The sequence below is a fragment of the Arthrobacter sp. Z1-9 genome (genome assembly GCF_054792695.1).
In genome coordinates this window covers 3,108,686-3,132,693 of sequence record NZ_CP096456.1, presented here as the reverse complement: position 1 = coordinate 3,132,693, position 24,008 = coordinate 3,108,686, and the positions used below count along the sequence as shown (strand labels likewise).

The window sequence follows — 24,008 nt, the reverse complement described above, 5'->3', positions numbered from 1 at the left end:
GCGCCGGGGGAAGCTGGCCAAGCCCTAAGGAACATCCCATGACCACGCAATCAGTCACACAAGTCCCAACGCTGCCGGAAGCCGGCACTTACTGGATCGACCCCAACCGCTCAAGCCTCACCTACGCCTGCCGGCACATGTTCGGCCTCGGAAGGGTTCGCGCCGACTTCACCATCTCCTCTGGACTGCTGACTGTCTCGTCGACATTGGCGGAGAGCAGAGCCAATGCCACCATCGACCCGGCCAGTTTCAACTCCGCAAATGAGCGCCGCGACCGCGACGTGAAAGGCCGGGGCCTCCTCGATGTGGCCGCCTTTCCCCGCATCGCGTTCTCTTCCACGCAAACTCGCCAGGACGGAGGTGCCCTAATTCTTGCCGGGATTGTGGCCATGCACGGAGTGGAAGCAACCGTGGAGGTCACGGTTCTGTCCTGGGAAACCCCAATTCCTGGCCAGGTTCACGTGACGGCGCGAACAACCCACTTGGACCGTTGTTCGTTCGGCATCACAGGTTCGAGGGGCTTGGTGGGCCGCTACTTCGACCTGACCTTCCAGATCGTTGCAGTACGCGCTGGAACATAAGCCCTGCCAAACAACCAAGCTGTGCCCTTTAGCCGCAGGCTTTCCGGTGCTGTTGCAGTTGCCGGGGCGCCACTCAGCCCGTCGGCGGCGTGAACTGGCTGGCGCTGAACGTTGCTCCCTGCGGGTCCCGGATCAATGCCTCCCGCGTCCACCCGGTGTCGTACTGCCGAAGGATTTCGGCCCCCAGCCGGATAGCGTCAGCAACAGCCTGGTCCCGGTCGGCAACGGCGAACGTCACGTGCCAGCGCGGCGGTTCGCCGGCGGCAGTTGCTACGACCCAGGCGATCGCGTCATCGAACCCGGGTGGGGCGGCGATTTCCGCGTGCAGGGTCCTGATGTCCGGGTAGATGGTCGCCTCAAGGTGGTCGCCATAACCCGGCCGGCGAACCATCAGCCCGAAGCCGACGTCGTCCACCTGCCAGCCGAACGCGTTCTCGTAGAACGCAATACCCCCGCTGGGGTCAGCCGTATGCAGGTCGCTGAAATTCCAGGCCCCCGGCTGATTGACCGCCTGCGCCCCCAGTCGCCGCTTCGGCTGCCAGATGCGGAAATCGACCCCTTCCGGATCGGTCAGCAACGCTCCGCGGCCGCCTTCTCCCGCGTCTGCCGGCGGGGCCAGCACCTTGGCGCCGGCGGTCACCAGCCGCCGGACTGCGGCGTCGGCGTCATCGACGGCGATGTAGGTGTTCCACGCCGTTCCCTCCTCGCCGCTGGCTATCCCGGCGGCATCGCGGCCGTCCAGCTTCGCTATCAGATACCTGCCCGGCTCGCCGGGCGGCATTACATCCTCGAAGGTCCAGCCAAAGAGTCCGCCGTAGAACTCAGCAGCCGCGTCTACGTCCGGCTGCTCCGTGTCGATCCAGCACAGGACACCGTGGGGATAGGTCCGTTCGCTCATGTCCCGCTCCTGTCCATGCTTTCTTTCATTGCAGCCTCGAATGCAGGCAGGCTGCGCTCGATCATGTCCTCGTTGGCCGTAAGGGAGATCCGAAAGAAGCCCGGTGTCTCGAACAGTACGCCCGGGAAAACGAAGACATCCCGGCGGACGAGCGACTCGGTGAACGCCTCGTCGTCCGGAATGGGGGAGGTGGCAAAAAGGTAGAACGTGCCCTCCGGCCGATGGACGCGATAACCCATGCCGCCCAGCGCATCAACGAGCCGGTCCCGGCGGCGCTGCAACTGGCCCACGTCGATGGTGAACTTCTCCAGTTCCGGAAGCGCGTGCTGCAGCAGGGCGTTCGGGTACACCCAGCCCATCGCCACCTGCAGGCCGGTGATGGCGGGGCGCATCTCCTCCCGGTGCGGCATAGTGGGCGGCAGCGCGAGATAGCCCACCCGCTGCCCCGGCGAGAGGTGGGTTTTGCCGTAGGAATAGGCCAGCAGCGTGTGCGCATAGAACTCCACGGGACTGTGGAAGCGGTGGCCATCGAACACAATCCGGTTGTAGGCCTCGTCCGAGACCAGGTAGATCCGCCTGCCGATCCTCACCGAGGCCGCCTCCAGCATTTCCGCCAGCCGGAGCAGCAGTTCGGGAGGATAGATCCGCCCGGTGGGATTGTTGGGCGAATTGATGATCACAACCCTGGTGCGCACCGTGATGGCAGACTCGATCGCGTCCAGGTCCAGGTCGAACGTTGCCGTGCTGACCTTCACCTTCACCGGGACGAGACCTGCTTCAAGGATCAGCGGCTCGTACAGGAACCACGGCGGCAGGCTGAAAATGACTTCATCACCCGGATCGCTGACCGTCTTCAAAGCCAGGGCGATGGCGGCAAAACCTCCGGTGGTCAGATAGATGTCCTCCGTCCGGAACGGCACATCCAGCAGCCGCTGAAGGGATTCCGCGGCAGCCTCCCGGGCAGCCTCGCCGTTGGTCTGGTACGCGAACCACTGGTCGTGCTGCGGCGTAAGGGCATCCCGCAACGTATTGACGTACCGGTCGGGCGGCATCTGGTGCGGGTTGCCGAAAGTAAAATCACAGATCTCCGACTGGCCCTTCCGGCGCAGGCTGGCCGCCGTGAAGAAGGTGTCAACGCGCTGGAAAGAGGGGATGGATGCCAGCCGCGCAGCGCGGCCAGATATCGCGGAGGACGGGGTTGTCGGATCTGTCATGCCGGCGCTCCTCTATTGGCCGGCCCGGGCGGGCCGGCACGTCAGATGGGCAGCACGCTGCTGAGCCAGGGCTGTAGTGGGACCTATTGTGTGCCGCGGCACCGCGGAAGTAAATGCACGCGCAAGAGGCGCGTGCCGCCGTCGTACGCCTTCCCATAAGTGGCGAACGCGCAAGCTACCCCTGACGCAAAAATTCCCTGGCGCTGCGTCCGCGGCGCCAGGGAATCTGTGTGTCGATACGGGAGGAGGGTTACTCCTCGATATCGATGTGCGTCGGATCGAGCACGCGGCGCAGGAACTCCTTGGTGCGTGCCTGGGTGGGGGCGGAAATGACCTGCTCGGCCACGCCTTCCTCCACTACAACGCCGCCGTCCATAAACACCACGCGGTCGGCCACTTCGCGGGCGAAGCCCATCTCGTGGGTCACCACCAGCATGGTCATGCCCTCCTTGGCGAGGTTCCGCATAACGGAGAGGACGTCACCCACGGTCTCGGGGTCCAGCGCCGAGGTGGGCTCATCGAAGAGCATCAGTTCCGGGTCCATGCTCAGCGCGCGGGCAATGGCCACACGCTGCTGCTGGCCGCCGGAGAGCTGGTCGGGGAAACGGTCCGAAAGGTGTCCGAGTCCCACGCGCTCCAGGTTGTGCATGGACACCTTGTCCGCCTCGGCCTGGGACCTCTTGAGGACCTTCGTCTGGGCGATGGAGCAGTTGCGCTTGGCGTCCAGGTGCGGGAACAGGTTGAACTGCTGGAACACCATGCCCACCTTGCGGCGCATCTTGTCGATGTCCACATCGGGATCGGTCGCCTCAAAGCCGCCCACGTGGATGCTGCCCTGGTTGGGCTGCTCAAGCAGGTTCACGCAGCGCAGCAGGGTGGACTTGCCGGAGCCGGACGGCCCGATCAGGCACACCACTTCGCCGGGGGCCACGTCCAGGCTGATGCCTTTCAGCACCTCATTGGATCCGTAGGACTTTCGCAGGTCCTTGATCTCCACGCCGGCGGCATGGACGGTTGCCGTGCCACCGCGGGAGTTGTTTACGACGTCGTTCATGGTCTTCGCTGCCTATCGGTTTGACCGCGCGGTGCGGCTTTCGAACTTCCGGGCCAGGAAGCTCAGGGGGATGGTGATCACGAGGTAGAAGGCACCGGCCACCAGGAGCGGGGTCAGGCCTGCGCCGAGGCTGGAGATGCCGTCGCGGCCAAACTTGGTGAGCTCGTACTGGGAGGCGGTGAGGCCCAGGACGTAGATCAGCGAGGAGTCCTTGGTCAGCAGGATGACCTCGTTGGTCAGGGGCGGCAGGACGATCTTGAACGCCTGCGGGATGACGATGGTAACCATGGCGCGCCACTGCGGCATGCCCAGGGAGCGGGCTGCTTCGAGCTGGCCCTTTGGTACGGCCTGCAGGCCTGCGCGGAGGGTTTCGGCGATGTAGGCCGAGGCCACCATGCCGAGGGAAACCATCACGATCACGGTGATGTTCCAGGAAACGCCGAATGCCAGCGGGACGCCGTAGCCGAAGGCGATGAAGACCAGCAGGGCAGGGATGCCGCGGAAAAATTCGATGTACCCGGTGGCGATCCAGCGGTACAGCGGGAAGCTGGAAAGCTTCATCAGGGCCAGCAGCAGACCGCCGGAGAGGCCCACGATAAAGCCGAGGAAAGTGTAGATCAGGGTGTTCACCAAGCCGGTCACAAAGATGCCGGGGAACATGGGACCGATCTTGGCGAAGTTGAAGACGCTGTTGCCGATGGTCTCCCAGTCGGTGGCCAGGATCAGCGCGGCGATGGCCACAACAAAGATTCCGGCCTGGACATACAGGCTTACTCTGGCTCGCTGACGTGCGGTCATTGCCATGGGTTGCTCACATTCGTTGTGCGCGGCAGAGGCCCCGGACGGACTGCGGTACAGCTCGTCCGGGGCCCCGGCTGCGTAGTTCTCAGGGCCGTGACCGAATTGAGGCGGGGGAGCCTCAGGCCTGCACGGCGACTACTTGGCGGTCTTTGGCTACTTGGCGGTTTCGCCGAACCAGGTGGTCTTGAACTTCTCGAGGGAGCCGTCGTCGGTCAGGCGCTTGAGCGTGCCGTTGACCTTCTCAGCCATGGCGCTGTTGCCCTTCTTGATGGAGATGCCCAGCTGCTCGCCGGTGGCGAATTCCTCAACGCTCTTGAACTTGGGCTGGTCCTTGATTGCGTAGCCCAGGACGGACTGGTTGCCCAGGGCTGCGTCGATGGTGCCGGCCTCAAGGGCCTGCACCAGGAGGCCGGTGTCCTCGAACTGCTGGGCGTCGATGCCCTGCTCCTGCGCGTAGTCCGCGCCGGTGGTGGCCTGCTGGACGCCCACCTTCTTGCCCTTGGCATCGGCCAGGCCGTTGATGCCGGACTCCTCGCTGGCTACCAGGGCCAGGTCGTCATCCAGGTACGGGGTGGAGAAGTCCATGACGGACTTGCGGGTGTCCGTGATGGAGATGGAGGAGATGCCGAGGTCGCACTGGGTGAGCGCGGTGCCGGTCTCGATGGCCTCGAAGGAGCTGTCCACGATGCTCAGTTCGGCACCGAAGTCCTTGGCGAGCTCCTTGGCGATGTCGACGTCGAAGCCGACCGTCTGGCCGTCCTTCTCGAATTCGAAAGGCTCGTAGGGGATGTCAGAGCACACAGTGAGCTTGCCGGCGTTGATGAGCTGGATGCCGCCTTCGGAAGCTGCCGGAGTGGAGCTTCCGCCGCCGCAGGCCGTGAGGGTGAGGGCGCCGACGGCGAACAGTGCTGCTGCCTTGGCGGTGATTTTGGCCGTGGCCAGGGACGTGAGCTGCATGTTTCTTACCTTTTGTTGCAGGAGTATGCGGTACTAAATCGGTTCATAGTGTAGCGCCGATTACGAGATGTGCATCACAGGAAACTTAGATTCACTATTGGATAACTAAGTTACAGCTGTTTTCAAGCCTAGGGGAAGCGGCGGTGTCTTGTATTCCGGACTTGTTGCCGGAATGTGTCTTAGCTGCTGATTCCGAGCGACTCCAGCATCGGCCGGAACTTCGCCCACGTTTCGGCGAGCTCTGCCTCTGGCAGCGAGCCGTCGACTATTCCGCAGCCGGCATATAGCCGGACCGTGTCGCGGGACTCGATGACGGCACCCCGCAAGGCGATGCCCCATTCTCCGTTTCCGGCGGCGTCCAGCCACCCCACCGGCCCGGCGTACGGCCCGCGGTCCAGGTGCTCCAGCTTGCGGATCAGCGCCCCGGCCACCTGGGTGGGGGTTCCGCAGACTGCCGCGGTGGGGTGCAGGGCATTGATCAGCGCCAGGCAGGTGGGAACGTGCCCCTCCACCTCGGCCAGCTCGGCCTTAACATCCGACGCCAGGTGCCAGACATTTGGCAGCTCCAGGATGAAAGGTTCGTCGTGGGCGTTCATCGCCTCGGAGAACGGCGCCAGCTGGGAGGTCAGCGACTGGATCGCGATTTCGTGCTCGTGCCGCTGCTTCTCCGATCCCGCCAGCACACGCGTGGCGTAATCCATGGGAAGGCCGTCCTCGCCGTGCGCATCGCGGCGGTCCAAAGTGCCTGCCAGCACGCGTGCCTGTGCCGTCCGCCCCTCCACCTGGATCAGCATCTCCGGCGTGGCACCCACCAGCCCGTCCACTCCGTAGGTCCAGCATTCCCGGTACCGGCTGGCGAGCTCGCGCAGCACCTGCGCAGCGTTCACGCCCGAGGGGACAGTGGCCACGACATCGCGTGCCAGCACCAGCTTCTCCAGCGCGCCCGTCCTGATTTCCGCCACGCCCGCGGCAACGGCGGCCATCCAGTCCTGCTCGCTCAGCGAGCCCGTGTGCAGGGTTGCGCCGGCCGCAAGAGGCAAGGGGCGTACGACGGCGCCGCCCGCCTTGCCATGCGCTGTAGCAGGGGTGCCGTCCCCGGCATAGTCCGCTGCCGCCGTCGAGCTTTCCGCCGCAGTGCTTCCCGCCGTCGTGGTTCCACCGGCGGAAGCACTACCCAGCCAGCGGTCCAACGCGGCGAGGGCGCCCGCCTCGGTGAGCTGGCCGTCGTCGAACGTCAGCTGGGTCAGCCAGACCCGGCCGTCGCGGACGCCCACCACGATCTCGGGCACAATCAGGCGCGACTCGTGGGCTGAAGTCTTGGAGAAGGCGAAAGAACCAAATGCCACCGGGCCGGTGCCGGGGAGTTCCACGGAGTCCGCGATGTCGGCTTCGAGGACCAGGTGGCGCCACCAGATGTCGGCCTCCAGGAAGCGTTCCGGGCCGGTGGCGGTGAAGCGGGCGATCTCGCCGAAGCCCACCAGTCCGGCCTCCCGGCGCGTCCAGCAGAGGACATCGTCGCGGACCAGAAACGACGGCAGCCCCCCGCCGAATTTTTGGCCATCAAGGGGGATTGTCAAGGTGCGGAAGGTGCTGGTCATGATTGCTCCACAGTACTGCTTTCTACTGCAGGGGCAGCGTAGAAGGACGCCAGGGAGTTCCTCCGGCAGCTCCGCAGGACCGCCGGGGGAGTGCTGGACCGGGGCCTGGTCCGGACCCTCCTGAACATTTGAGACAATGACATGGTGAACCGAGCATCCTTGGATAAGCGTCCGGACGAAGTAGCCACGATGTTTGACGACGTCGCCCCCAAATACGACGTCGTCAACGATGTCCTGTCCCTGGGGCAGACGCGCCGCTGGCGCAAGGTCGTGGTGGACGCGATGGAAACCGCCAAGGGCCAGCGCGTGCTGGATCTTGCTGCCGGAACGGGCACGTCCAGCGAGCCGTATGCCGATGCAGGCATAGATGTGGTGGCCTGCGACTTCTCCCTCGGAATGCTCAAGGTAGGCAAGCGCCGCCGCCCTGACATCGACTTCATCGCCGGGGACGCCACCAACCTGCCGTTCGCCGACAACACCTTCGACGGGACCACCATTTCCTTTGGGCTGCGCAACGTTAATGAGCCCAAGAAGGCGCTGCAGGAGATGCTCCGCGTCACCAAGCCCGGCGGCCGCCTGGTCATCGCCGAGTTCTCGCAGCCCGTGGTTCCGCTGTGGCGCACCATGTACACCGAATACCTCATGCGCGCCCTGCCAGCCATCGCCGTCAAGGCCGCCTCCAACCCGGACGCCTACGTTTACCTGGCCGAGTCCATCCGTGCCTGGCCGGACCAGGACCACCTGGCAGCGTGGCTGCAGGATACGGGCTGGGACAACGTCACCTACCGCAACCTCTCGGGTGGCATTGTGGCGGTGCATCGCGCGTTCAAAGCTCCGGAGTCAACGGCTGGTGGCCCGGATGGAGCAGCTGCCGCGATCGCTGCGCGCAAAGGCCCGGTGGCCAAGCTGCGCCGCAACATCACCCGCTGACCTGTGAAGGTACTGATAGTCGGCGCGGGGCCGGCCGGCTCCACCGCTGCGTACTACCTGGCCAAGGCCGGCATCGACGTCACGGTGCTGGAGAAGACGAGCTTTCCGCGCGAAAAGGTTTGCGGCGACGGCCTCACGCCCCGCGCTGTCCGCGAAATCCAGAGGCTCGGCCTGCCGCATCCTGAGGGAGACGGCTGGCGCCGCAACAAGGGCCTGCGCCTGATCGCGGGCGGGCGGACCATCGAACTGCCCTGGCCGGAGGTTTCCGACTTTCCGCAGTACGGTCTCATCCGCACCCGCTTGGGCTTCGACGAGGAACTGGCACGCCACGCCCATTCTGCCGGCGCCGAAATCCTCGAACGGCACAGCGTCACGGAAGCCCTTCGGAACGACGACGGCCGGGTCACCGGCGTCCTGGCCGCCGTCCTTGACGAGTCCGGACGCAAGACGGGGGAGACGCGCACGTTCAGTGCCGACGTCGTACTCGCCGCCGACGGAAACTCCACCCGCACAGCCGTGTCCCTCGGCATCCAAAAGCGCGACGACCGCCCCCTTGGCGTGGCGGTCCGCACCTACTTCACCTCGCCGCGCACCGACGACGACTGGATGGAAGGCTGGCTGGAGCTTCCCGGCCGCGACGGCAAGCTGCTGCCCGGCTACGGCTGGGTGTTCGGCGTCGGCGACGGCACGTCCAATGTGGGCCTCGGCATCCTGAACTCCTCCAAGGAATTCGGCAAGCTCGACTACAAGCAGGTCCTCCGCGAGTGGACCGCAGGCATGCCCGCAGACTGGGGCTTCACGCCGGAAAACCAGGTGGGCGAAATCCGTGGCGCTGCCCTGCCCATGGGCTTCAACCGCACCCCGCACTACTCGCCCGGTCTGCTCCTGCTGGGCGACGCCGGCGGAATGGTCTCCCCGTTCAACGGCGAGGGCATCTCCTACGCCATGGAGTCCGCACGCTTCGCTGCCGAGTTCATTATCGACGCCTCCTCGCGCTCGGTGTCCTCCAGCGGAACCTACGACGCCGACGCGCACGTCTCGAGATACGCGGACTATGTGCGGGAGCAGTGGGGATCCCACTTCACGCTGGGGCGGGCCTTCGCCGCGCTGATCGGCAAGCCTGCGGTCATGAAACTCGCGCTGCGCACCGGCATGCCCATCCCGGTGCTGATGCGGTTCGTGGTCACGCTCCTGGCCAACCTCACGGACCCCTCGGCGAAGGGCTTTGAGGACCGGGTGATCCGTGTCCTGGAGTCGCTGGTTCCGGCCACATCCAATACCCAGTCGGTTTCGAATCAGCGGTATCCGCAACAAAAAGTTAGGGTTAACCAGTGAACAACCCCGCAGACCACAGCTGGACGCACGCCGGACACGGCCTGCCGGACTCCGAACCCAGCCTCAACACCACTGCCATTGCAACGGGTTTGCAGCTGCCTGCCGGTTTCGCCGCCATCGCCGGGGATGCTGAACTGGGGCCGGCCATCACCAACAACCTGGCCCGGGTGGAGAAGAAGCTCCGCGAGGCCATTGCCAACTCGGATCCGCTCGCGGACGCAACGTCGCGCCACCTTGTGGAAGCCGGCGGCAAGCGTATCCGGCCGTTGCTGACGCTCCTCTGCGCACACCTCGGTGACGCATCCCTTCCGGCCGTGGTGCAGGCCGCCGTCGTGGTGGAACTGACCCACCTCGCCACCCTGTACCACGACGACGTTATGGACTCCGCTCCGTTCCGCCGCGGTGCACCCACGGCCCACGAAGTGTGGGGCAACTCGGTGGCGGTCCTCACCGGTGACCTGATCTTTGCCCGGGCCTCCATTTTGGTCTCGGAACTTGGCTCGCGGGCATTGGGAATCCAGGCCCGTACCTTCGAGCGGTTGTGCCTGGGCCAGCTGCACGAAACCGTGGGGCCGCGTCCGGACGAAGATCCCGTGGAGCACTACCTTTCGGTCATTGCGGACAAGACCGGCTCCCTGGTGGCGGCATCCGGCCAGCTTGGAGCGATTTTCGCCGGAGCCGATCCGGCCTACGAGTCGGTCCTGGTGGAGTACGGCGAAAAAGTGGGCGTGGCATTCCAGCTTGCCGACGACGTCATCGACGTCACCGGCATCAAGGTTAAGTCCGGCAAATCTCCGGGGACCGACCTGCGCGAAGGGGTTCCCACCCTGCCGGTGCTGCTGCTCCGCAGGGCTGCTGCGAACGGTGACCGCTCCGCCGTCGAACTTCTTAAGCTCATCGACGGCGACCTGACTTCCGACGAAGCCCTGGCCGAGGCGGTGGCGGGCCTGCGCGAGCACCCAGTGACTGCCGAATCATGGGTTGTTGCGCGGGAATGGGCGAACGAGGCCATTGCCGCACTTGCCCCGCTGCCTGAAGGTGTGGTCAAGGAGTCGCTGTCCAACTTCGCGCTGGCCGTGGTGGAGCGCGCCAGCTAACACTTGTCGCTGTCGAAGCCCGGCTCCTTTGGTGGTGCCGGGCTTGTTGCGGTCAACGCTGCCCTTGCGCCGCTAATCCCTGCTTCGCCGTCCCGGGGCCAGCCCTTAAACGGAATAGCCCCGGTCCGCAGCAACGATACGAGTCATACGTTGCCGCGAACCGAGGCTATCTCTCCGTTCGCATCAGACCCGCCGGAGGCGTTTAGCGGATCCGGAAATAGTCTATGACAGTTTTGTCACAAAATGCAAGTCCTTTGTTACTGACGGTGTCACACATTTTCCGCGTTGAAATTCGCTGCTCCTGACCTGAATGCGTGACTTATAGGTGCGGCCGGCAATGTTCTTGCGAAGTGGCGGGGCCGGGACCAGTCGGGTGCGCCAAAAGTCACGCAATCCGGTCCGAGTAACTCCCAACAATGAGTCCGCGCCTGTCCACATAGCCCTGGCTGCCCCTCCCAGCACGTTGCCCCCACCGACACCCTGAAGTGGTGGACATCACTGACTACCTCAATCGGCATGGCGGAGTTGCTCGTGCCAGCCAGCTGAAGAGCGCGGGCCTCACCCGGACAGCGGTCAAGCAGGCAGTTGCGCTGGGCATACTGATTCCTGCGCGGCGTGGCGTTTATGCGACACCGGCTCCCGGCGTCCTCACTACTGCCGTGGCCGCAGGGGGCAGGCTGACCTGTGTCTCGGCCGCGCCGGTGTATGGGCTCTGGACGCTCAACAGGCCTGTATCCATCCATGTCTCCCGTAGCCATCCGTCCAATACTCCTGGTCTGAAAGACCACGGGCGCCCCACGCATCCACGCCACGCCTGGCTGCCGGTGGTTGGGCTGGCCGACGTCCTCCTTCACGCACTTCACTGCCTCCCCGACCTTGAAGCGCTTGTGATGGTCCAGTCCGCGGTAGGGGGTGGAAACATTTCACTGGAGTTCCTCTTCGCAAAATGCCAGGGGCGCCGGAACGGCAAAGCGCGCTCAGTGCTTGAGCTGGTAATTCCCAGGGCGGACTCGTTGCTTGAGGTTCTGGCCAACGAGCACTTCGCCCGGGCCGGGCTGCGGGTTCGAAGACATGTCTACATTCCAGGTGTCGGCGAAGTGGACTTCCTCGTGGAGGACTGCCTTGTGGTGGAGACGGACGGATCAACCCATTTCGAGCCACGTTCTGTGAAGCGGGACCAGCGCCGTAACAACCGCAGTATTATCGATGGCTACTTGGTCCTGCGCTACTACTACGACGATGTTGTCCACACACCAGAGGTCATGGTCGCCGAGGTGCAGGCAGTGCTGAAACTGTGGCGAGGCGGGCGGTACCTGGCTGGTCCTGCCAAAGGTACTGACCTGTTTGCGTAGTTTTTGGTGCCGTTTAAGGAGCCGGCCGGCGGAAAAGCAAGGGGCCAGCCCAGCGCTTGGCCTATAAATCACGCATTCCGGTCACGTACAGAACAGGCTGCAGGAAACCCTAGCCTTCCTCGTCCTCGAAGGCCCACTCGAACATATCGAACACGAACTCCGAGAACGTGCCTTCTTCGGACTTCCACTGGCCGCGGGCATTGTTGCGGCGGTACACGATGGGGTCCGGGACGCTGAGGTCTCCTACACGGAAGCCCCAGGTGTATTCCTCTTCTTCATCCTCGAGGAACATGAGGAAGCCTTCGTCATCGACTTCGAGCTCGTCGGGATCCCAGAAGTAGTGGTAGGCCTCCATCAGGTCCTCGCAGCCGCCGATGGCCAGGTAGAACTCGCGGAGGACCAGGGGAATCTGGAATTGGTGGTCGGCCAGGGCCTTGTCCAGTTCCTCGGGGGACAGCCCGTCCTCTTCCTGCCATTCGTCTTCGAGATACTTCGGAACAAGCGCACGGAATTTCTCGAGGAACATGTCAGTCATGGTTCATATCCTAGCTAATCGCGGGCCCGCGATTCGCCGCTGTCAACCCCTGCACGGTGCCACCCGTTGACGGCCAGCGGGATGTACCAGGAGCGCCGCCAGGCCACCACCCGGAAGGCAAAAACGAGGGCCGCCACCACACACGCCGTCGCCGCATTAAAGGATCCGGTGATCCACAGCACCGCGGTCAGGGCGGCCCCGCTGAAGGCCGGCAGGGCGTAGAGGTCCCGCGAGTTGAACAACTGCGGCACTTCGTTGGCGGTGATGTCGCGCAACAGCCCGCCGCCCACCGCTGTCGTAACGCCCAGCAGCACCGCCGCCACGGGATTCACCCCGAAAGACAGCGCCTTCAGCGTGCCCGTGATGCAGAACAGTGCCAGCCCGCCGGCGTCGAACAGAACCAGCAGCGACGTGAAGCGCTCCACGCTGGAAAACAGGAAGTACACCAGGAAGGTGGCCAGCATTGGCGGGAGAAGATACGCGGGATTGCTGAACGCGGCAGGGGGCGTCGCGCCGAGGATGATGTCGCGGATGACGCCGCCGCCCAGGGACACGAGGGAGGCCAGCAGGAGCGAACCCACAATGTCGAACTGCTTCCGGGCAGCCAGGAGGGATCCCGAGACTGCAAAGAAGAAGACACCCACCAGGTCCAGCCACACCAGGGCGATGTCAAAAGGGAATGTCATGGAGCGTCCCGGCGGTTTCAAAGAGGGCGGACAGGGCGGCTCCAACGTTACGCTAGCCCCTATGAACAGCCCCATCATGATCGCCTGCGCCCATGGGACGTCCAGCACACAAGGCGCCGCGGAGGTCAATGCCCTGCGCGACGCCATCGCAGCCCTCCGTCCGGGCCTGGACGTCCGGGAAGCCTACGTGGACGTCCAGGAGCCGGACCTGGTGGACGTGATGGCCGGGCTGCCGCAGGGCGAGTCCGCGGTCGTGGTGCCGCTGCTCCTGAGCGTCGGCTACCACGTGAAGGTGGACATCGCCCGTGCCGTGAAGAGCCGTCCGGGCAGTGCCGCAGCGGCCCCGCTCGGACCGGATCCCCGCCTCGCCGCGCTGCTCGACCAGCGCCTGCGCGAAGCCGGAGTGACGGACCGCGACGTGATTGTCCTGGCCGCCGCGGGCTCGTCCAACCCCAAAGCAGCCGTAAGCGTTGAGGAGCTGCTGGGCCAGCTGCAGGAGCTGCGGCCCAACCGGATGGTCGCCGCCTATGGCGCCTCTGCCAAGCCGTCAGTGCCCGACGCCGTCGCGATGCTTCGCGAGGAACTGGAAGGCGGTGCCGGGGCGGGGGAGTCCGCAGGGGCCGTGGACATCGGCGGACGCGTGGTGATTGCCTCCTACCTCCTGGCGCCCGGCTTCTTCCACGACCAGCTCGCCAAGGCCGGGGCCGACCTCGTGACGGAACCGCTGCTGCCGTCCCCGGTGCTCGCCGGGATCGCGCTGGAAAGGTACGACGCCGCCGTCGCCAAGGCCCACGAAGCCGCAACCGAAACACCTGCTGAGGCACCCGCTGGGGCGCCGGCCGGCGAACCCGTGCAGGCACCCGCAAAAGCCGCGCCGGATGCACAGCAGGGTGGCTTCTTCAAGGCCGTCCGGCGTTTCGTGACGAAATATTTCCCTAGGTGACTTAGCGTTTCCGGGGTCTTTGTGACGCTATTCGGGCGGGACCTACAGTCGATGCATGACTGATACAGCTCTAGCCGGAGCGTCCGCGGACCCCGCCGCCCCGAAGCGCCCGGCCCGTCCCTCCCGACCCGCCGCCAAGCCGCACGGGCAGTGGAAAGTGGACGGCAAAACGCCCCTGAACGCCAACGAAACCTGGAAACAGGAAGACGACGGCCTTAACGTGCGCGAGCGTATCGAGTCCATTTACTGCAAAGAGGGCTTTGACGCCATCCCCGGCCAGGACCTGCATGGCCGGTTCCGCTGGTGGGGCCTGTACACCCAGCGCAAGCCCGGGATCGACGGCGGCAAGACCGCAACGCTTGAGCCGCACGAGCTCGAGGACAAGTACTTCATGCTCCGTGTGAGGATCGACGGCGGAGCGCTCACCACCGAGCAGCTGCGCGTCATCGGCCAGATTTCCGTCGATTTCGCGCGGGATTCCGCTGACCTCACGGACCGTCAGAACATCCAGCTGCACTGGATCCGCGTGGAGGACATCCCCGAGATCTGGACCCGACTGGAAGGTGTTGGCCTGTCCACCACCGAGGCCTGCGGCGACGTTCCCCGCGTCATCCTGGGTTCGCCCGTGGCCGGCATCGCCAAGGACGAGATCATCGACCCCACCCCGCTCATCGAGGAGCTGGGGGAGCGGTTCATCGGCAACCCACTGCTGTCCAACCTGCCGCGCAAGTACAAGACCGCCATCACCGGCCACCCCAGCCAGGACGTGGTCCACGAGATCAATGACTTCGCCCTTGTGGGTGTCCGCCACCCCGAACTGGGCATCGGCTACGACCTCTGGGCCGGCGGCGCGCTGTCCACCAACCCGATGCTCGGCAAGCGCCTGGGCGCCTTTGTGACGCCGGAGCAGGCCGCGGATGTGTGGCTCGGCGTCACCAGCATCTTCCGTGACTACGGCTACCGGCGCATGCGAACCAAGGCCCGCCTGAAATTCCTGATGGCGGACTGGGGTCCGGAGAAGTTCCGCCAGATCCTCGAGGACGAGTACTTGGGCTACAAGCTGGCCGACGGTCCCGCCGCGCCCAAGCCCACCACCCCGGGTGACCACATCGGCGTACACGAGCAGAAGGACGGCAAGTTCTTCATCGGCGCCACCCCGCTGGCCGGCCGCCTGTCCGGCGCAGCCCTTGTCAAACTGGCCGACACCCTCGAGGCGCGCGGCTCCTACCGACTGCGCACCACGCCGCACCAGAAGCTGGTGGTCCTGGACGTTGCGAAGGACCAGGTTGAGCCCCTGGTGGCCGAGCTGGATGCGCTGGGCCTGTCCGCCCGCCCGTCCGTGTTCCGCCGCGGGACCATAGCGTGCACCGGCATCGAATACTGCAAGCTGGCCATCGTGGAGACCAAGCACACGGCCGCCACCGCCGTGGCCGAACTGGAACGCCGCCTGGCCGACCTCACCGAATCCGGTGAACTGCCGCACGCGCTGTCCCTGCACATCAACGGCTGCCCCAACTCCTGCGCCCGCATCCAGACCGCGGACATCGGCCTCAAAGGCATGATGCTTCCCACGCCCGACGGCGACCCCTCCCCGGGTTTCCAGGTCCACCTGGGCGGCGGGCTGGCTTCCAACGAGCGCGAGGAAGCAGGCCTGGGACGCACTGTCCGCGGCCTCAAGGTGTACGTCGACGACCTGCCCGACTACGTGGAGCGCGTTGTCCGCACGTTCGTGGCCCAGCGCGCCGAGGGCCAGACCTTCGCCGAGTGGGCCCACGCAGCAGACGAGGAGGCACTCCAGTAATGAGTAAGCACGCACTTGGAGTAGACCCCGTGGTTGCGCCGGCTGAGGCATCAGCCCGGGTTGAAGCGACGGTGGCAACCACCGCCCCCACGCTCCGCAGCAAGGAAGAGCTGAAGGCCCTCGCCGAGGCCGGCGCCGCCGAGCTCGGCTGGGACGCCCCGGCCCGCGATGTGATCGCCTGGGTGGAGCGCAACTTCGACCTGCCCGCGGTCGCCGTCGCCTGCTCCATGGCCGACGCCGTCCTGCCCGCCCTGGTCGCGGACCAGCTGCCCGGCGTCGACGTCCTCTTCCTGGAGACCGGTTACCACTTCCCGGAAACCTACGCCACGCGCGACGAGGTGGCCGCAAACCTCCGCGTCAACGTGGTGGACGTGCTCCCCGAGAACACCGTGGAGCAGCAGGACCGGCTCCTGGGCAAGGACCTCTTTGCCCGCGATGCCGCCCAGTGCTGCGCCCTTCGCAAGGTGGCCCCGCTGCGCCGCACCCTGTCCGGCTACGAGGTGTGGTTCACGGGCGTGCGCCGCGATGAGGCCCCCACCCGTACCAACACCCCGCTGGTGACCTGGGACGAAGCCAACGGCCTGGTCAAGGTGAACCCGGTGGCTGCGTGGACGTTCGACCAGCTGGTCCAGTACTCGGACGACAACCTCCTGCCCGTCAACCCGCTGCTTTCCCAGGGCTACCCCTCCATTGGCTGCCAGCCCTGCACCCGGAAGGTGGCGCCGGGCGACGACCCTCGTGCCGGCCGCTGGGCAGGCTCCGACAAGACAGAATGCGGACTACACGTATGAGCACTTTCCTAACCGAGGAGACTACCCAGGTGACCGACTCCGCCGTCTCCACCCGATTGAGCAGCCTGGACACCCTCGAGTCCGAGGCCATCCACATCATCCGCGAGGTTGTTGCCGAGTTCGAGAAGCCCGCGCTGCTGTTCTCCGGCGGCAAGGACTCCGTGGTGATGCTGCACCTGGCCACCAAGGCATTCTGGCCGGGTAAGGTTCCTTTCCCCGTGCTGCACGTGGACACCGGCCACAACTTCCCGGAGGTCATCGACTTCCGCGACCGCACCGTTGAGCGCCTGGGCCTGAAGCTCGTGGTCGGTTCCGTGCAGGAGTTCATCGACCGCGGCGAACTGGCCGAGCGTGCCGACGGCACCCGCAACCCGCTGCAGACGGTCCCGCTGCTGGACGCCATCCAGCAGAACAAGTTCGACGCCGTGTTCGGCGGCGGCCGCCGTGACGAGGACAAGGCCCGCGCCAAGGAGCGCATCCTGAGCCTGCGCGACGAGTTCGGCCAGTGGGACCCGCGCAACCAGCGTCCCGAGCTGTGGAACCTGTACAACGGCCGCCACACCGTGGGCCAGCACGTCCGCGCGTTCCCCATCAGCAACTGGACTGAGCTGGACATCTGGCGCTACATCGAGCGCGAGAACATCGAGCTGCCTGGCCTGTACTACGCCCACGAGCGCGAGGTCTTCGCCCGCGACGGCATGTGGCGGGCGGTAGGCGAAGTGTCACAGCCGCTGCCGCACGAGGACGTCATCACCAAGACCGTCCGCTACCGCACCGTGGGGGACATGTCCTGCACCGGCGCCGTGGAGTCGGACGCGTACACGGTTGCCGACGTCGTGGTTGAAGTCGCGGCCTCCACCCTGACCGAACGTGGCGCCACCCGTGCAGATGACCGCATCTCCGAGGCAGCCATGGAAGACCGCAAGAAGGACGGGTATTTCTAATGAGCACCGACACAGTTTTGTCTGGCGCGGCCGGCGGCCTCGAGACGGCCCTTCCAACGACGCTCTTCCGGTTCGCCACTGCAGGATCGGTCGACGACGGCAAGTCCACCCTGGTGGGCCGCCTCCTTCACGATTCCAAGGCCATCCTGGCTGACACGCTCGACGCCGTTGCCCGCACCTCGGCCGACCGCGGCTTCGGCGGGGAGAAGGGCGGCATCGACCTCGCCCTGCTGACCGACGGCCTGCGCGCCGAGCGCGAACAGGGCATCACCATCGACGTGGCCTACCGCTACTTCGCCACCGACCGCCGCAGCTTCATCCTGGCCGACTGCCCCGGGCACGTTCAGTACACCAAGAACACGGTGACGGGCGCGTCCACGGCGGATGCCGTCGTCGTACTCATTGACGCCCGCAAGGGTGTCCTGGAGCAGACCCGCCGGCACCTGTCCGTGCTGCAGTTGCTGCGCGTGGCGCATGTGATTGTGGCCGTGAACAAGATTGACCTGGTGGACTTCAGCGAGTCCGTGTTCCGCGAGATCGAAGCCGACGTGCAGCAGGTAGGCCGCGAGCTGGGCCTGGGTTCCGACGGCATCACCGACCTGCTGGTGGTACCCGTGTCCGCGCTCGACGGCGACAACGTGGTGGAGCGCTCCGAGCGTACCCCCTGGTACACCGGGCCTGCGCTGCTTGAGGTGCTCGAAACCCTCCCGGCCGCCGACGAACTGGAAAGCCACCTGGAGAGCTTCCGCTTCCCGGTGCAGCTGGTCATTCGGCCGCAGGGCGCCCTGGCTCCCGACGCCGTCGCCGCCGGCCTCGATGTGGAGGCGTACCGCGACTACCGCGCGTACGCCGGCCAGATCACCGAAGGTTCGGTCAAGGTGGGGGATAAGGTCTCCGTCCTGACTCCCGGCCAGGACCCCCGCACCACGACGGTGGTGGGCATCGACTTCGCCGGCGCCTCGCTGGAGGAAGCCGCCGCGCCGCAGTCCGTGGCCATCCGCCTGGCCGAGGAATTCGACGTCGCCCGCGGCGACACCATCGCCGCTGCCGGCACCGTCCGCGAAGCTTCGGCGGACCTGTACGCGTCGCTGTGCTGGCTGTCCCCCAAGCCGCTGCGCGAGGGGCAGAAAGTGCTGGTTAAGCATGGCACCCGCACCGTCCAGGCCCTGGTGCGCAACGTCGGCGGCAAGCTGGACCTGGCGTCCTTCAAGCTGGAGCCGGCCTCCACGCTGGAACTGAACGACATCGGCCACGCGCAGCTCCGGCTCGCCACGCCGCTGCCGCTGGAGAACTACCTGCACCACCGCCGCACCGGTGCGTTCCTGGTGATCGACCCGCTGGACGGCAACACGCTGGCCGCCGGCCTGGTCAAAGACCACCCGGGCGACCACGAGGACGAGCGCTACAGCATCTGAGGTCGCCGGGTTCGCCGGAAGCATTCGAGGTCGCCGTATTTTTCCGGCGACCTCGGTGCGTTCCGGCGACCCCGCGGTTTCGGGACCTAACGCCCCGGCTTGCCGGCGGTGGTTTCGCCGTTTCGTATTCCGGGTAGGAGGCGAGGCATGGAGACCATCAACAGCAGGCTGCTCAACTGGGCTTCGATCCTTGACGGCCAAACGCGGGAGCAGGCCGTGATGACGTCCACGCTGCCGTTCATCTATCCGCATCTGGCGCTCATGCCCGACGCGCACCTCGGTAAGGGTGCCACGGTGGGTTCGGTCATCCCCACGCTGCACGCAATCATCCCGGCGGCCGTGGGGGTGGACATCGGCTGTGGCATGATCGCCGTCCGGACCCAGTACTCGCTGAAGGACCTGCCGAAGGACCGCAAAAAGCTCCGCGAAGACATCGAACGTGTGATTCCGCTGTCCGCCGGGCACAACAACAAAAAAGTGCTCCCCACCGCCGAACCCCGGATCGCGGAACTGAAGCGACTGGCGGCAAAGGCGGGCTTCAACCCCGCGCAGTACGTTGCAAAGTGGGAGTTGCAGCTGGGCTCCCTGGGCTCGGGCAACCACTTCATCGAAGTCTGCGCGGACGAGGCCGACGACGTGTGGCTGTTCCTGCACTCCGGCTCGCGCGGCATTGGCAACAAGATTGCCCAGCACCACATCGGCGTCGCCCAGCACGTCTCCCGCAAGAACCAGATCTACCTGCCCCACCCGGACCTTGCCTACCTCGACGAGGGCACGCCGCAGTTCGACCGGTACATCGCGGAGCTCCGCTGGGCCCAGCACTTCGCCCTGCTGAACCGGGAGGAGATGATGGACCGGGTCAGCACCCAATTCGGCAACTGGGTGGGTGGCCGGGTGCAGGAACGCGAGCGGATTAACTGCCACCACAACTTCACCCAGCAGGAGACGCACTACGGCAAGTCCCTTTGGGTGTCCCGGAAGGGCGCCATCAAAGCTGCGCCAGGCGATCCCGGACTCATTCCCGGATCCATGGGGACGGCGTCGTACGTGGTGGAAGGACGTGGAAACCCGGCATCCCTGAACTCTTCACCGCACGGGGCAGGCCGGGAGTACTCCCGCAACGCTGCCCGCAGGACTTTTACGCTCGAGGAATTGAAAAAGGCCATGCGGGGCATCGAGTTCCGAGCATCCGAGGCGTTTATCGACGAGATTCCCGCTGCCTACAAATCGATCGACCAGGTGATGCAGGACGCCGCCGACCTCGTCACGGTCCGGCACAAACTACGGCAGCTGATCAACGTCAAAGGCAACTGATCGGCTGGACGTGCGGCGCCGTGGCCTGCGCCGGGATTGTCAGCTGAAGTCCGGTTTCTGCTTGAGTGTGGCCTGCAGCAGGTATGTTGTCTGGCGGCTGCACTGCTTGATCCGTCGAAGGTGCTCCGCGGCCAGCCGGGGCAGCGCAACCGCCGGTTCAGTCTCGCGGGTTTCGTTCCGAAGGGCCCGCTCCAGGTCCAGGGCCATGTCCGCAAGGCGTTCAGCGCCCACCATCTGGCTGGATGTCTTGAGGCTGAGCACCGCGTCCATAGCTCCTTTATAGTCCCCGGTTGTCAGGGTCTGCCGCAGCCGCTCAGTCCGTTCGGGCAGGTACCCGATGAAGTTCTGCACGAATACCTTCCAGACACCATCATCGTCATCCAGCTCCTCGCGAAGCCTCTCCAGCACGGCCGGATCAAGGAGGGGCGCGTAGCCTTCGTCAGTCACGGCCGGGCCCCGCAAGGGGGCCGCGGGAACTGTAGCGCCCCGTGACGCACCAGGCCCCCGCGCAGCTCGATTGCCATGACCTTCCCCTGACCGTTGGATCACCCGCACCCTCCCCAGCAGGACTTTCAATGGAGGCTACGGGCACGGGATTGCTAAGGCACGAGTAGTGTGTACTCGTTTCTGCGGCGCCCGGCGCTGCGGTTCGCAAGTGGTGGGAAGCCGTCGTCGAAATATGACGCCAAATGAACCTGCGTGACCCCCCGTTTCCGCTTCATTGAACGGCTTTCAGCCACTCCCTATGGTGAAACAATGACTAGTTCCAAGCCCGGGATGACCCGCATCGTGGCAGGCGAAAGCGCGGTTCCCAAGCGCAAGCGTGCCATTGAGGCTGCCCTGGCTGTTGGGCTGGTCCTGCTCATTGTGGTGGGGGCGGTGGTGGGATCCACCGTGTCCCGCAACACTGAGGCGCAGGCTGTGGAGCCTACGCCCGCGGCTGCCTTGAAGCTGGGATATTTTGGCAACGTCACGCATGCGCCCGCGCTTGTCGGCGTCAAGGAAGGCTTCCTGGCCGAAGCCCTGGGTGAAACAGCCCTGAGCACTGAAACTTTCAACGCCGGGCCGGCGGCCATCGAGGCGCTGAATGCGGGCGCCATTGATGCTGCCTACATCGGCCCCAACCCCGCGATCAACTCCTTCGTCAAAAGCCAGGGCGAGTCGGTGAACATCATCGCCGGTGCGGCCGCGGGTGGTGCCCAACTGGTGGTTAAGCCCGGGATCAGCTCCGCGGCGGACCTCAAGGGCAAGACCCTTGCGTCGCCGCAGCTCGGCGGGACCCAGGATGTCGCCCTCCGCTCCTGGCTGTTGGACCAGGGGTACAAAACCAACGTGGACGGCAGCGGGGATGTGGCCATCAATCCCACCGAGAACGCCCAGACGCTGAAGCTGTTCCAGGACGGAAAGCTCGACGGCGCGTGGCTCCCTGAGCCGTGGGCCTCACGTTTGGTGCTGACCGCCGGAGCGAAGGTGCTGGTGGATGAAAAGGACCTGTGGGACGGCAGCAGCACCGGCAAGCCGGGCGAGTTCCCCACGACGGTCCTGATAGTGAACCAGAAGTTCGCTGCCGACCACCCGGACACAGTAAAGGCACTGCTGGCGGGCCACGCGAAGTCGGTCGCCTGGCTGAACGAGGCGCCGGACGATCAGAAGGCTTCGGTCATCAACGCGGCCCTGCAGGAGTCGGCAGGCGCAGCCCTGGCCGACGACGTCCTGGCACGGTCCCTCGCCAACATCACGTTCACCCTCGACCCGCTGGCCGGAAGCTATCCGCGGCTGCTGCAGGACGGGGTGGAGGCCGGCACCACCAAGCAGGCCGACATCAACGGCCTCTTCGATCTCCGCTCGCTCAATGAGGTCAACGCCGCTGCGGGCAGCACCACCAAGATTTCATCAGCCAGCCTCGGCCAGGACTGATCCACCCCACTACCTAAGGACGGCACCATGCCAGTCGTACTGGAACACCTGGGCAAGCGCTTCGGCGACGGCGCCCCGGTACTGGACGACGTCAACGCCAACATCGGCAAGGGCGAGTTCGTCGCCCTCCTCGGTGCCTCCGGCTGCGGCAAATCCACCCTGCTGAACATCATGGCGGGACTGGAGGCACCGACGTCGGGCGCCCTCGAAGTGCCCAGCGACGGTGCCGCCTTTATGTTCCAGGACGCCGCCCTGTTCCCCTGGCTCACCGCCCGGGAAAACATCGAGCTGGCCCTGAAGCTGCGGGGCGTCGGCAAGGCCGAGCGCAAAGCCAAGGCGCAGGAGCTCCTTGAACTGGTGCACCTTGGCACTGCGGGGGACAAGCGCCCGCACGAGCTGTCCGGCGGCATGCGCCAGCGCGTGGCCCTGGCCCGGTCGCTGGCGCAGGACCGGCAGCTGCTCCTGATGGACGAGCCTTTCGCCGCCCTGGACGCCATCACGCGCGACCTGTTGCACGACGAGCTCGAGCGCATCTGGAAGGAAACCGGCCGCACCATTGTCTTCGTGACCCACAACGTCCGCGAAGCCGTGCGCCTGGGACAGCGTGTGCTGCTGCTGTCCTCGCGCCCCGGCCGCGTTGTCCAGGAATGGGCAGTCACCGAAGAACACCGAACCGACGCCGGGCTTGCCGGCCAGCTGACCGGGGTAATCACCGCCCGGCTGCGTGAGGAGATTCGCCGCCATGCCAAGTAACCAGATCCCCCTCGTGGAAGCGCCTGCAGAACCCACGGAAACCCGGCACGTTCACGCTGCCCTGACCCGCACCTCTACCGGCAAGGAGGACCTGCGGGAACTGGAATCCGGCCTTGACTCGCTGCAGTCTGATGCAGACCGCAAGCACCGGATCGACTGGAGCCGTGTGCTCCTGCCCATCGCGGCTCTGGTGGTCCTGGTTCTCATCTGGCAGTTCTACGTCTCCCTCGGTGTGAAGCGCCGCGATCTGGTGCCCGGCCCCCTGGACGTTGTGACCCAGATGGGTGTGCTCTGGAATGAGGGCAAACTTCAGGAAGCCGTCTGGACCTCCATGCAGCGGGGGCTGGTGGGCTTCGTGATCAGCGTGGCCATCGCTACCCCGGTGGGCCTGCTGCTGGCCCAGGTTGCGCCGCTGCGCCGTGCTTTCGGCCCGCTGATCTCCGGCCTCCAGGTGCTGCCGTCGGTGGCCTGGGTGCCTGCCGCCATCATCTGGTTCGGCCTCACCGACGCCACCGTGTACTTCGTTATCTTTATGGGCGCCATTCCGTCCATCATCAACGGACTCATTTCCGGAGTGGACCAGATCCCGCCGCAGTACCGGCGGGTGGGAACCGTCTTGGGCGCCTCCCGTTTGGAAATGGCGCTGCAGATCATCCTTCCCGCCGCCCTGCCCGGATATTTGGGCGGGCTCAAGCAGGGCTGGGCTTTCTCCTGGCGCTCACTCATGGCCGCGGAAATCATCGCCGTAGGCGGAACCATCGGCTTCGGCCTGGGCTCCTTGCTGGACCAGGGCCGCATCCTGTCCGACATGACCGTGGTGATGTCGGCAATCCTGCTGATCCTCGCCGTCGGCATCCTGATTGAGCTGCTGGTGTTCGCGCCGGCGGAGAAGCGCCTCCTGCGCAGCCGCGGCCTGCTCTCCGGCAGCACCCGGTAGCCGGCACCACGCAGAACCCAAGCCAAGCCCGACGGCGACTCCCGCCGTCGGGCTTTGCTGTGTTTCCGCTCCTGCCAGTACCCAACCGGGGCACGTTGGCACGGACACGCCGTTGATTGTGTCAGTTCCGGCTCCACCGCCTGCCAATGTCCCCC

At 65.6% G+C, this 24,008-nt stretch carries 23 protein-coding genes; 14 read left to right on the top strand and 9 right to left on the bottom strand.

What is annotated here, in order from left to right:
• The first annotated feature begins 38 nt into the window (after positions 1-38).
• Positions 39-581 carry a YceI family protein gene (locus tag M1D93_RS14545; protein ID WP_461172183.1) on the top strand — a complete coding sequence of 181 codons (543 nt, stop codon included), beginning with the start codon at positions 39-41 and terminating at the stop codon, positions 579-581.
• A 73-nt stretch (positions 582-654) separates the two neighbouring features.
• Here the strand turns inward: M1D93_RS14545 and M1D93_RS14540 are convergent, their stop codons facing one another.
• The 6 genes from M1D93_RS14540 to M1D93_RS14515 all read right to left on the bottom strand — a co-directional run bounded on the left by M1D93_RS14540 (position 655) and on the right by M1D93_RS14515 (position 7,103).
• Positions 655-1,479 carry a VOC family protein gene (locus M1D93_RS14540; protein ID WP_461172182.1) on the bottom strand — a complete coding sequence of 275 codons (825 nt, stop codon included), beginning with the start codon at positions 1,477-1,479 and terminating at the stop codon, positions 655-657.
• The gene (locus tag M1D93_RS14535) at positions 1,476-2,693 is read right to left on the bottom strand and encodes an aminotransferase class I/II-fold pyridoxal phosphate-dependent enzyme (RefSeq protein WP_461172181.1); all 1,218 of its coding nucleotides are present in this window, start codon (positions 2,691-2,693) and stop codon (positions 1,476-1,478) included. Before M1D93_RS14535 ends, M1D93_RS14540 begins: the two co-directional genes overlap by 4 nt.
• A 250-nt stretch (positions 2,694-2,943) precedes the next feature.
• Positions 2,944-3,747, bottom strand: a complete 804-nt coding sequence (locus M1D93_RS14530) for an amino acid ABC transporter ATP-binding protein (RefSeq protein ID WP_461172180.1) — start codon at positions 3,745-3,747, stop codon at positions 2,944-2,946.
• 12 nt (positions 3,748-3,759) lie between these two features.
• Complete coding sequence (locus M1D93_RS14525) at positions 3,760-4,551, bottom strand: amino acid ABC transporter permease (protein WP_461172179.1); 792 nt, start codon at positions 4,549-4,551, stop codon at positions 3,760-3,762.
• Positions 4,552-4,701: 150 nt separating this feature from the next.
• The gene (locus M1D93_RS14520) at positions 4,702-5,505 is read right to left on the bottom strand and encodes an ABC transporter substrate-binding protein (RefSeq protein ID WP_461172178.1); all 804 of its coding nucleotides are present in this window, start codon (positions 5,503-5,505) and stop codon (positions 4,702-4,704) included.
• 179 nt (positions 5,506-5,684) lie between these two features.
• Positions 5,685-7,103, bottom strand: a complete 1,419-nt coding sequence (locus M1D93_RS14515; protein WP_461172177.1) for an isochorismate synthase — start codon at positions 7,101-7,103, stop codon at positions 5,685-5,687.
• 144 nt (positions 7,104-7,247) lie between these two features.
• Here M1D93_RS14515 and M1D93_RS14510 point away from each other — a divergent pair, with 144 nt between their 5' ends.
• The 4 genes from M1D93_RS14510 (at position 7,248) to M1D93_RS14495 (ending at position 11,817) form a co-directional block, all read left to right on the top strand.
• A complete protein-coding gene (locus M1D93_RS14510; RefSeq protein WP_461175026.1) occupies positions 7,248-8,033 on the top strand; it encodes a demethylmenaquinone methyltransferase in 786 nt (261 codons plus the stop codon).
• A gap of 3 nt (positions 8,034-8,036) precedes the next feature.
• Positions 8,037-9,368 (top strand): geranylgeranyl reductase family protein, encoded by a 1,332-nt coding sequence (locus M1D93_RS14505; protein ID WP_461172176.1) that lies wholly within the window; start codon positions 8,037-8,039, stop codon positions 9,366-9,368.
• Entirely contained in the window at positions 9,365-10,465 is a 1,101-nt protein-coding gene (locus M1D93_RS14500) for a polyprenyl synthetase family protein (RefSeq protein ID WP_461172175.1), read from the top strand. Before M1D93_RS14505 ends, M1D93_RS14500 begins: the two co-directional genes overlap by 4 nt.
• A 488-nt stretch (positions 10,466-10,953) precedes the next feature.
• Complete coding sequence (locus M1D93_RS14495) at positions 10,954-11,817, top strand: DUF559 domain-containing protein (RefSeq protein WP_461172174.1); 864 nt, start codon at positions 10,954-10,956, stop codon at positions 11,815-11,817.
• 109 nt (positions 11,818-11,926) lie between these two features.
• Here the strand turns inward: M1D93_RS14495 and M1D93_RS14490 are convergent, their stop codons facing one another.
• Together M1D93_RS14490 and M1D93_RS14485 are read right to left on the bottom strand one after the other, a co-directional pair.
• Complete coding sequence (locus M1D93_RS14490; RefSeq protein ID WP_163161658.1) at positions 11,927-12,352, bottom strand: SMI1/KNR4 family protein; 426 nt, start codon at positions 12,350-12,352, stop codon at positions 11,927-11,929.
• 14 nt (positions 12,353-12,366) lie between these two features.
• Positions 12,367-13,038: a trimeric intracellular cation channel family protein gene (locus M1D93_RS14485; RefSeq protein WP_461172173.1), complete on the bottom strand. Its 672-nt coding sequence runs from the start codon at positions 13,036-13,038 to the stop codon at positions 12,367-12,369.
• 61 nt (positions 13,039-13,099) lie between these two features.
• Here M1D93_RS14485 and M1D93_RS14480 point away from each other — a divergent pair, with 61 nt between their 5' ends.
• The 6 genes from M1D93_RS14480 to M1D93_RS14455 all read left to right on the top strand — a co-directional run bounded on the left by M1D93_RS14480 (position 13,100) and on the right by M1D93_RS14455 (position 20,246).
• On the top strand, positions 13,100-13,981 hold the full coding sequence (locus tag M1D93_RS14480) for a sirohydrochlorin chelatase (RefSeq protein WP_461172172.1): 882 nt from the start codon (positions 13,100-13,102) through the stop codon (positions 13,979-13,981).
• A 55-nt stretch (positions 13,982-14,036) separates the two neighbouring features.
• Positions 14,037-15,782 (top strand): nitrite/sulfite reductase, encoded by a 1,746-nt coding sequence (locus M1D93_RS14475; protein WP_461172171.1) that lies wholly within the window; start codon positions 14,037-14,039, stop codon positions 15,780-15,782.
• Positions 15,782-16,573 (top strand): phosphoadenylyl-sulfate reductase, encoded by a 792-nt coding sequence (locus tag M1D93_RS14470; RefSeq protein ID WP_461172170.1) that lies wholly within the window; start codon positions 15,782-15,784, stop codon positions 16,571-16,573. The genes M1D93_RS14475 and M1D93_RS14470 overlap by 1 nt, the downstream gene beginning before the upstream one ends.
• Positions 16,570-17,517, top strand: coding sequence for a sulfate adenylyltransferase subunit CysD (gene cysD / locus M1D93_RS14465; protein WP_461172169.1), 948 nt, complete (start codon positions 16,570-16,572; stop codon positions 17,515-17,517). The genes M1D93_RS14470 and cysD overlap by 4 nt, the downstream gene beginning before the upstream one ends.
• Positions 17,517-18,932, top strand: a complete 1,416-nt coding sequence (locus M1D93_RS14460; RefSeq protein WP_461172168.1) for a sulfate adenylyltransferase subunit 1 — start codon at positions 17,517-17,519, stop codon at positions 18,930-18,932. The genes cysD and M1D93_RS14460 overlap by 1 nt, the downstream gene beginning before the upstream one ends.
• Before the next feature lie 147 nt (positions 18,933-19,079).
• Entirely contained in the window at positions 19,080-20,246 is a 1,167-nt protein-coding gene (locus M1D93_RS14455) for an RtcB family protein (RefSeq protein ID WP_461172167.1), read from the top strand.
• Positions 20,247-20,285: 39 nt separating this feature from the next.
• On the opposite strand, the gene M1D93_RS14450 is transcribed toward M1D93_RS14455, so the two are convergent.
• Positions 20,286-20,693, bottom strand: coding sequence for an Hpt domain-containing protein (locus M1D93_RS14450; RefSeq protein ID WP_461172166.1), 408 nt, complete (start codon positions 20,691-20,693; stop codon positions 20,286-20,288).
• Positions 20,694-21,023: 330 nt separating this feature from the next.
• On the opposite strand from M1D93_RS14450, the gene M1D93_RS14445 reads away from it, so the two are divergent.
• From M1D93_RS14445 to M1D93_RS14435, 3 genes are read left to right on the top strand one after another with little or no spacing between them, the layout of a single operon-like run.
• Positions 21,024-22,163 carry an ABC transporter substrate-binding protein gene (locus M1D93_RS14445; protein ID WP_461175025.1) on the top strand — a complete coding sequence of 380 codons (1,140 nt, stop codon included), beginning with the start codon at positions 21,024-21,026 and terminating at the stop codon, positions 22,161-22,163.
• Positions 22,164-22,190: 27 nt separating this feature from the next.
• Complete coding sequence (locus M1D93_RS14440; RefSeq protein WP_461172165.1) at positions 22,191-22,916, top strand: ABC transporter ATP-binding protein; 726 nt, start codon at positions 22,191-22,193, stop codon at positions 22,914-22,916.
• The gene (locus tag M1D93_RS14435; protein ID WP_461172164.1) at positions 22,906-23,853 is read left to right on the top strand and encodes an ABC transporter permease; all 948 of its coding nucleotides are present in this window, start codon (positions 22,906-22,908) and stop codon (positions 23,851-23,853) included. Before M1D93_RS14440 ends, M1D93_RS14435 begins: the two co-directional genes overlap by 11 nt.
• Positions 23,854-24,008: the final 155 nt, after the last annotated feature.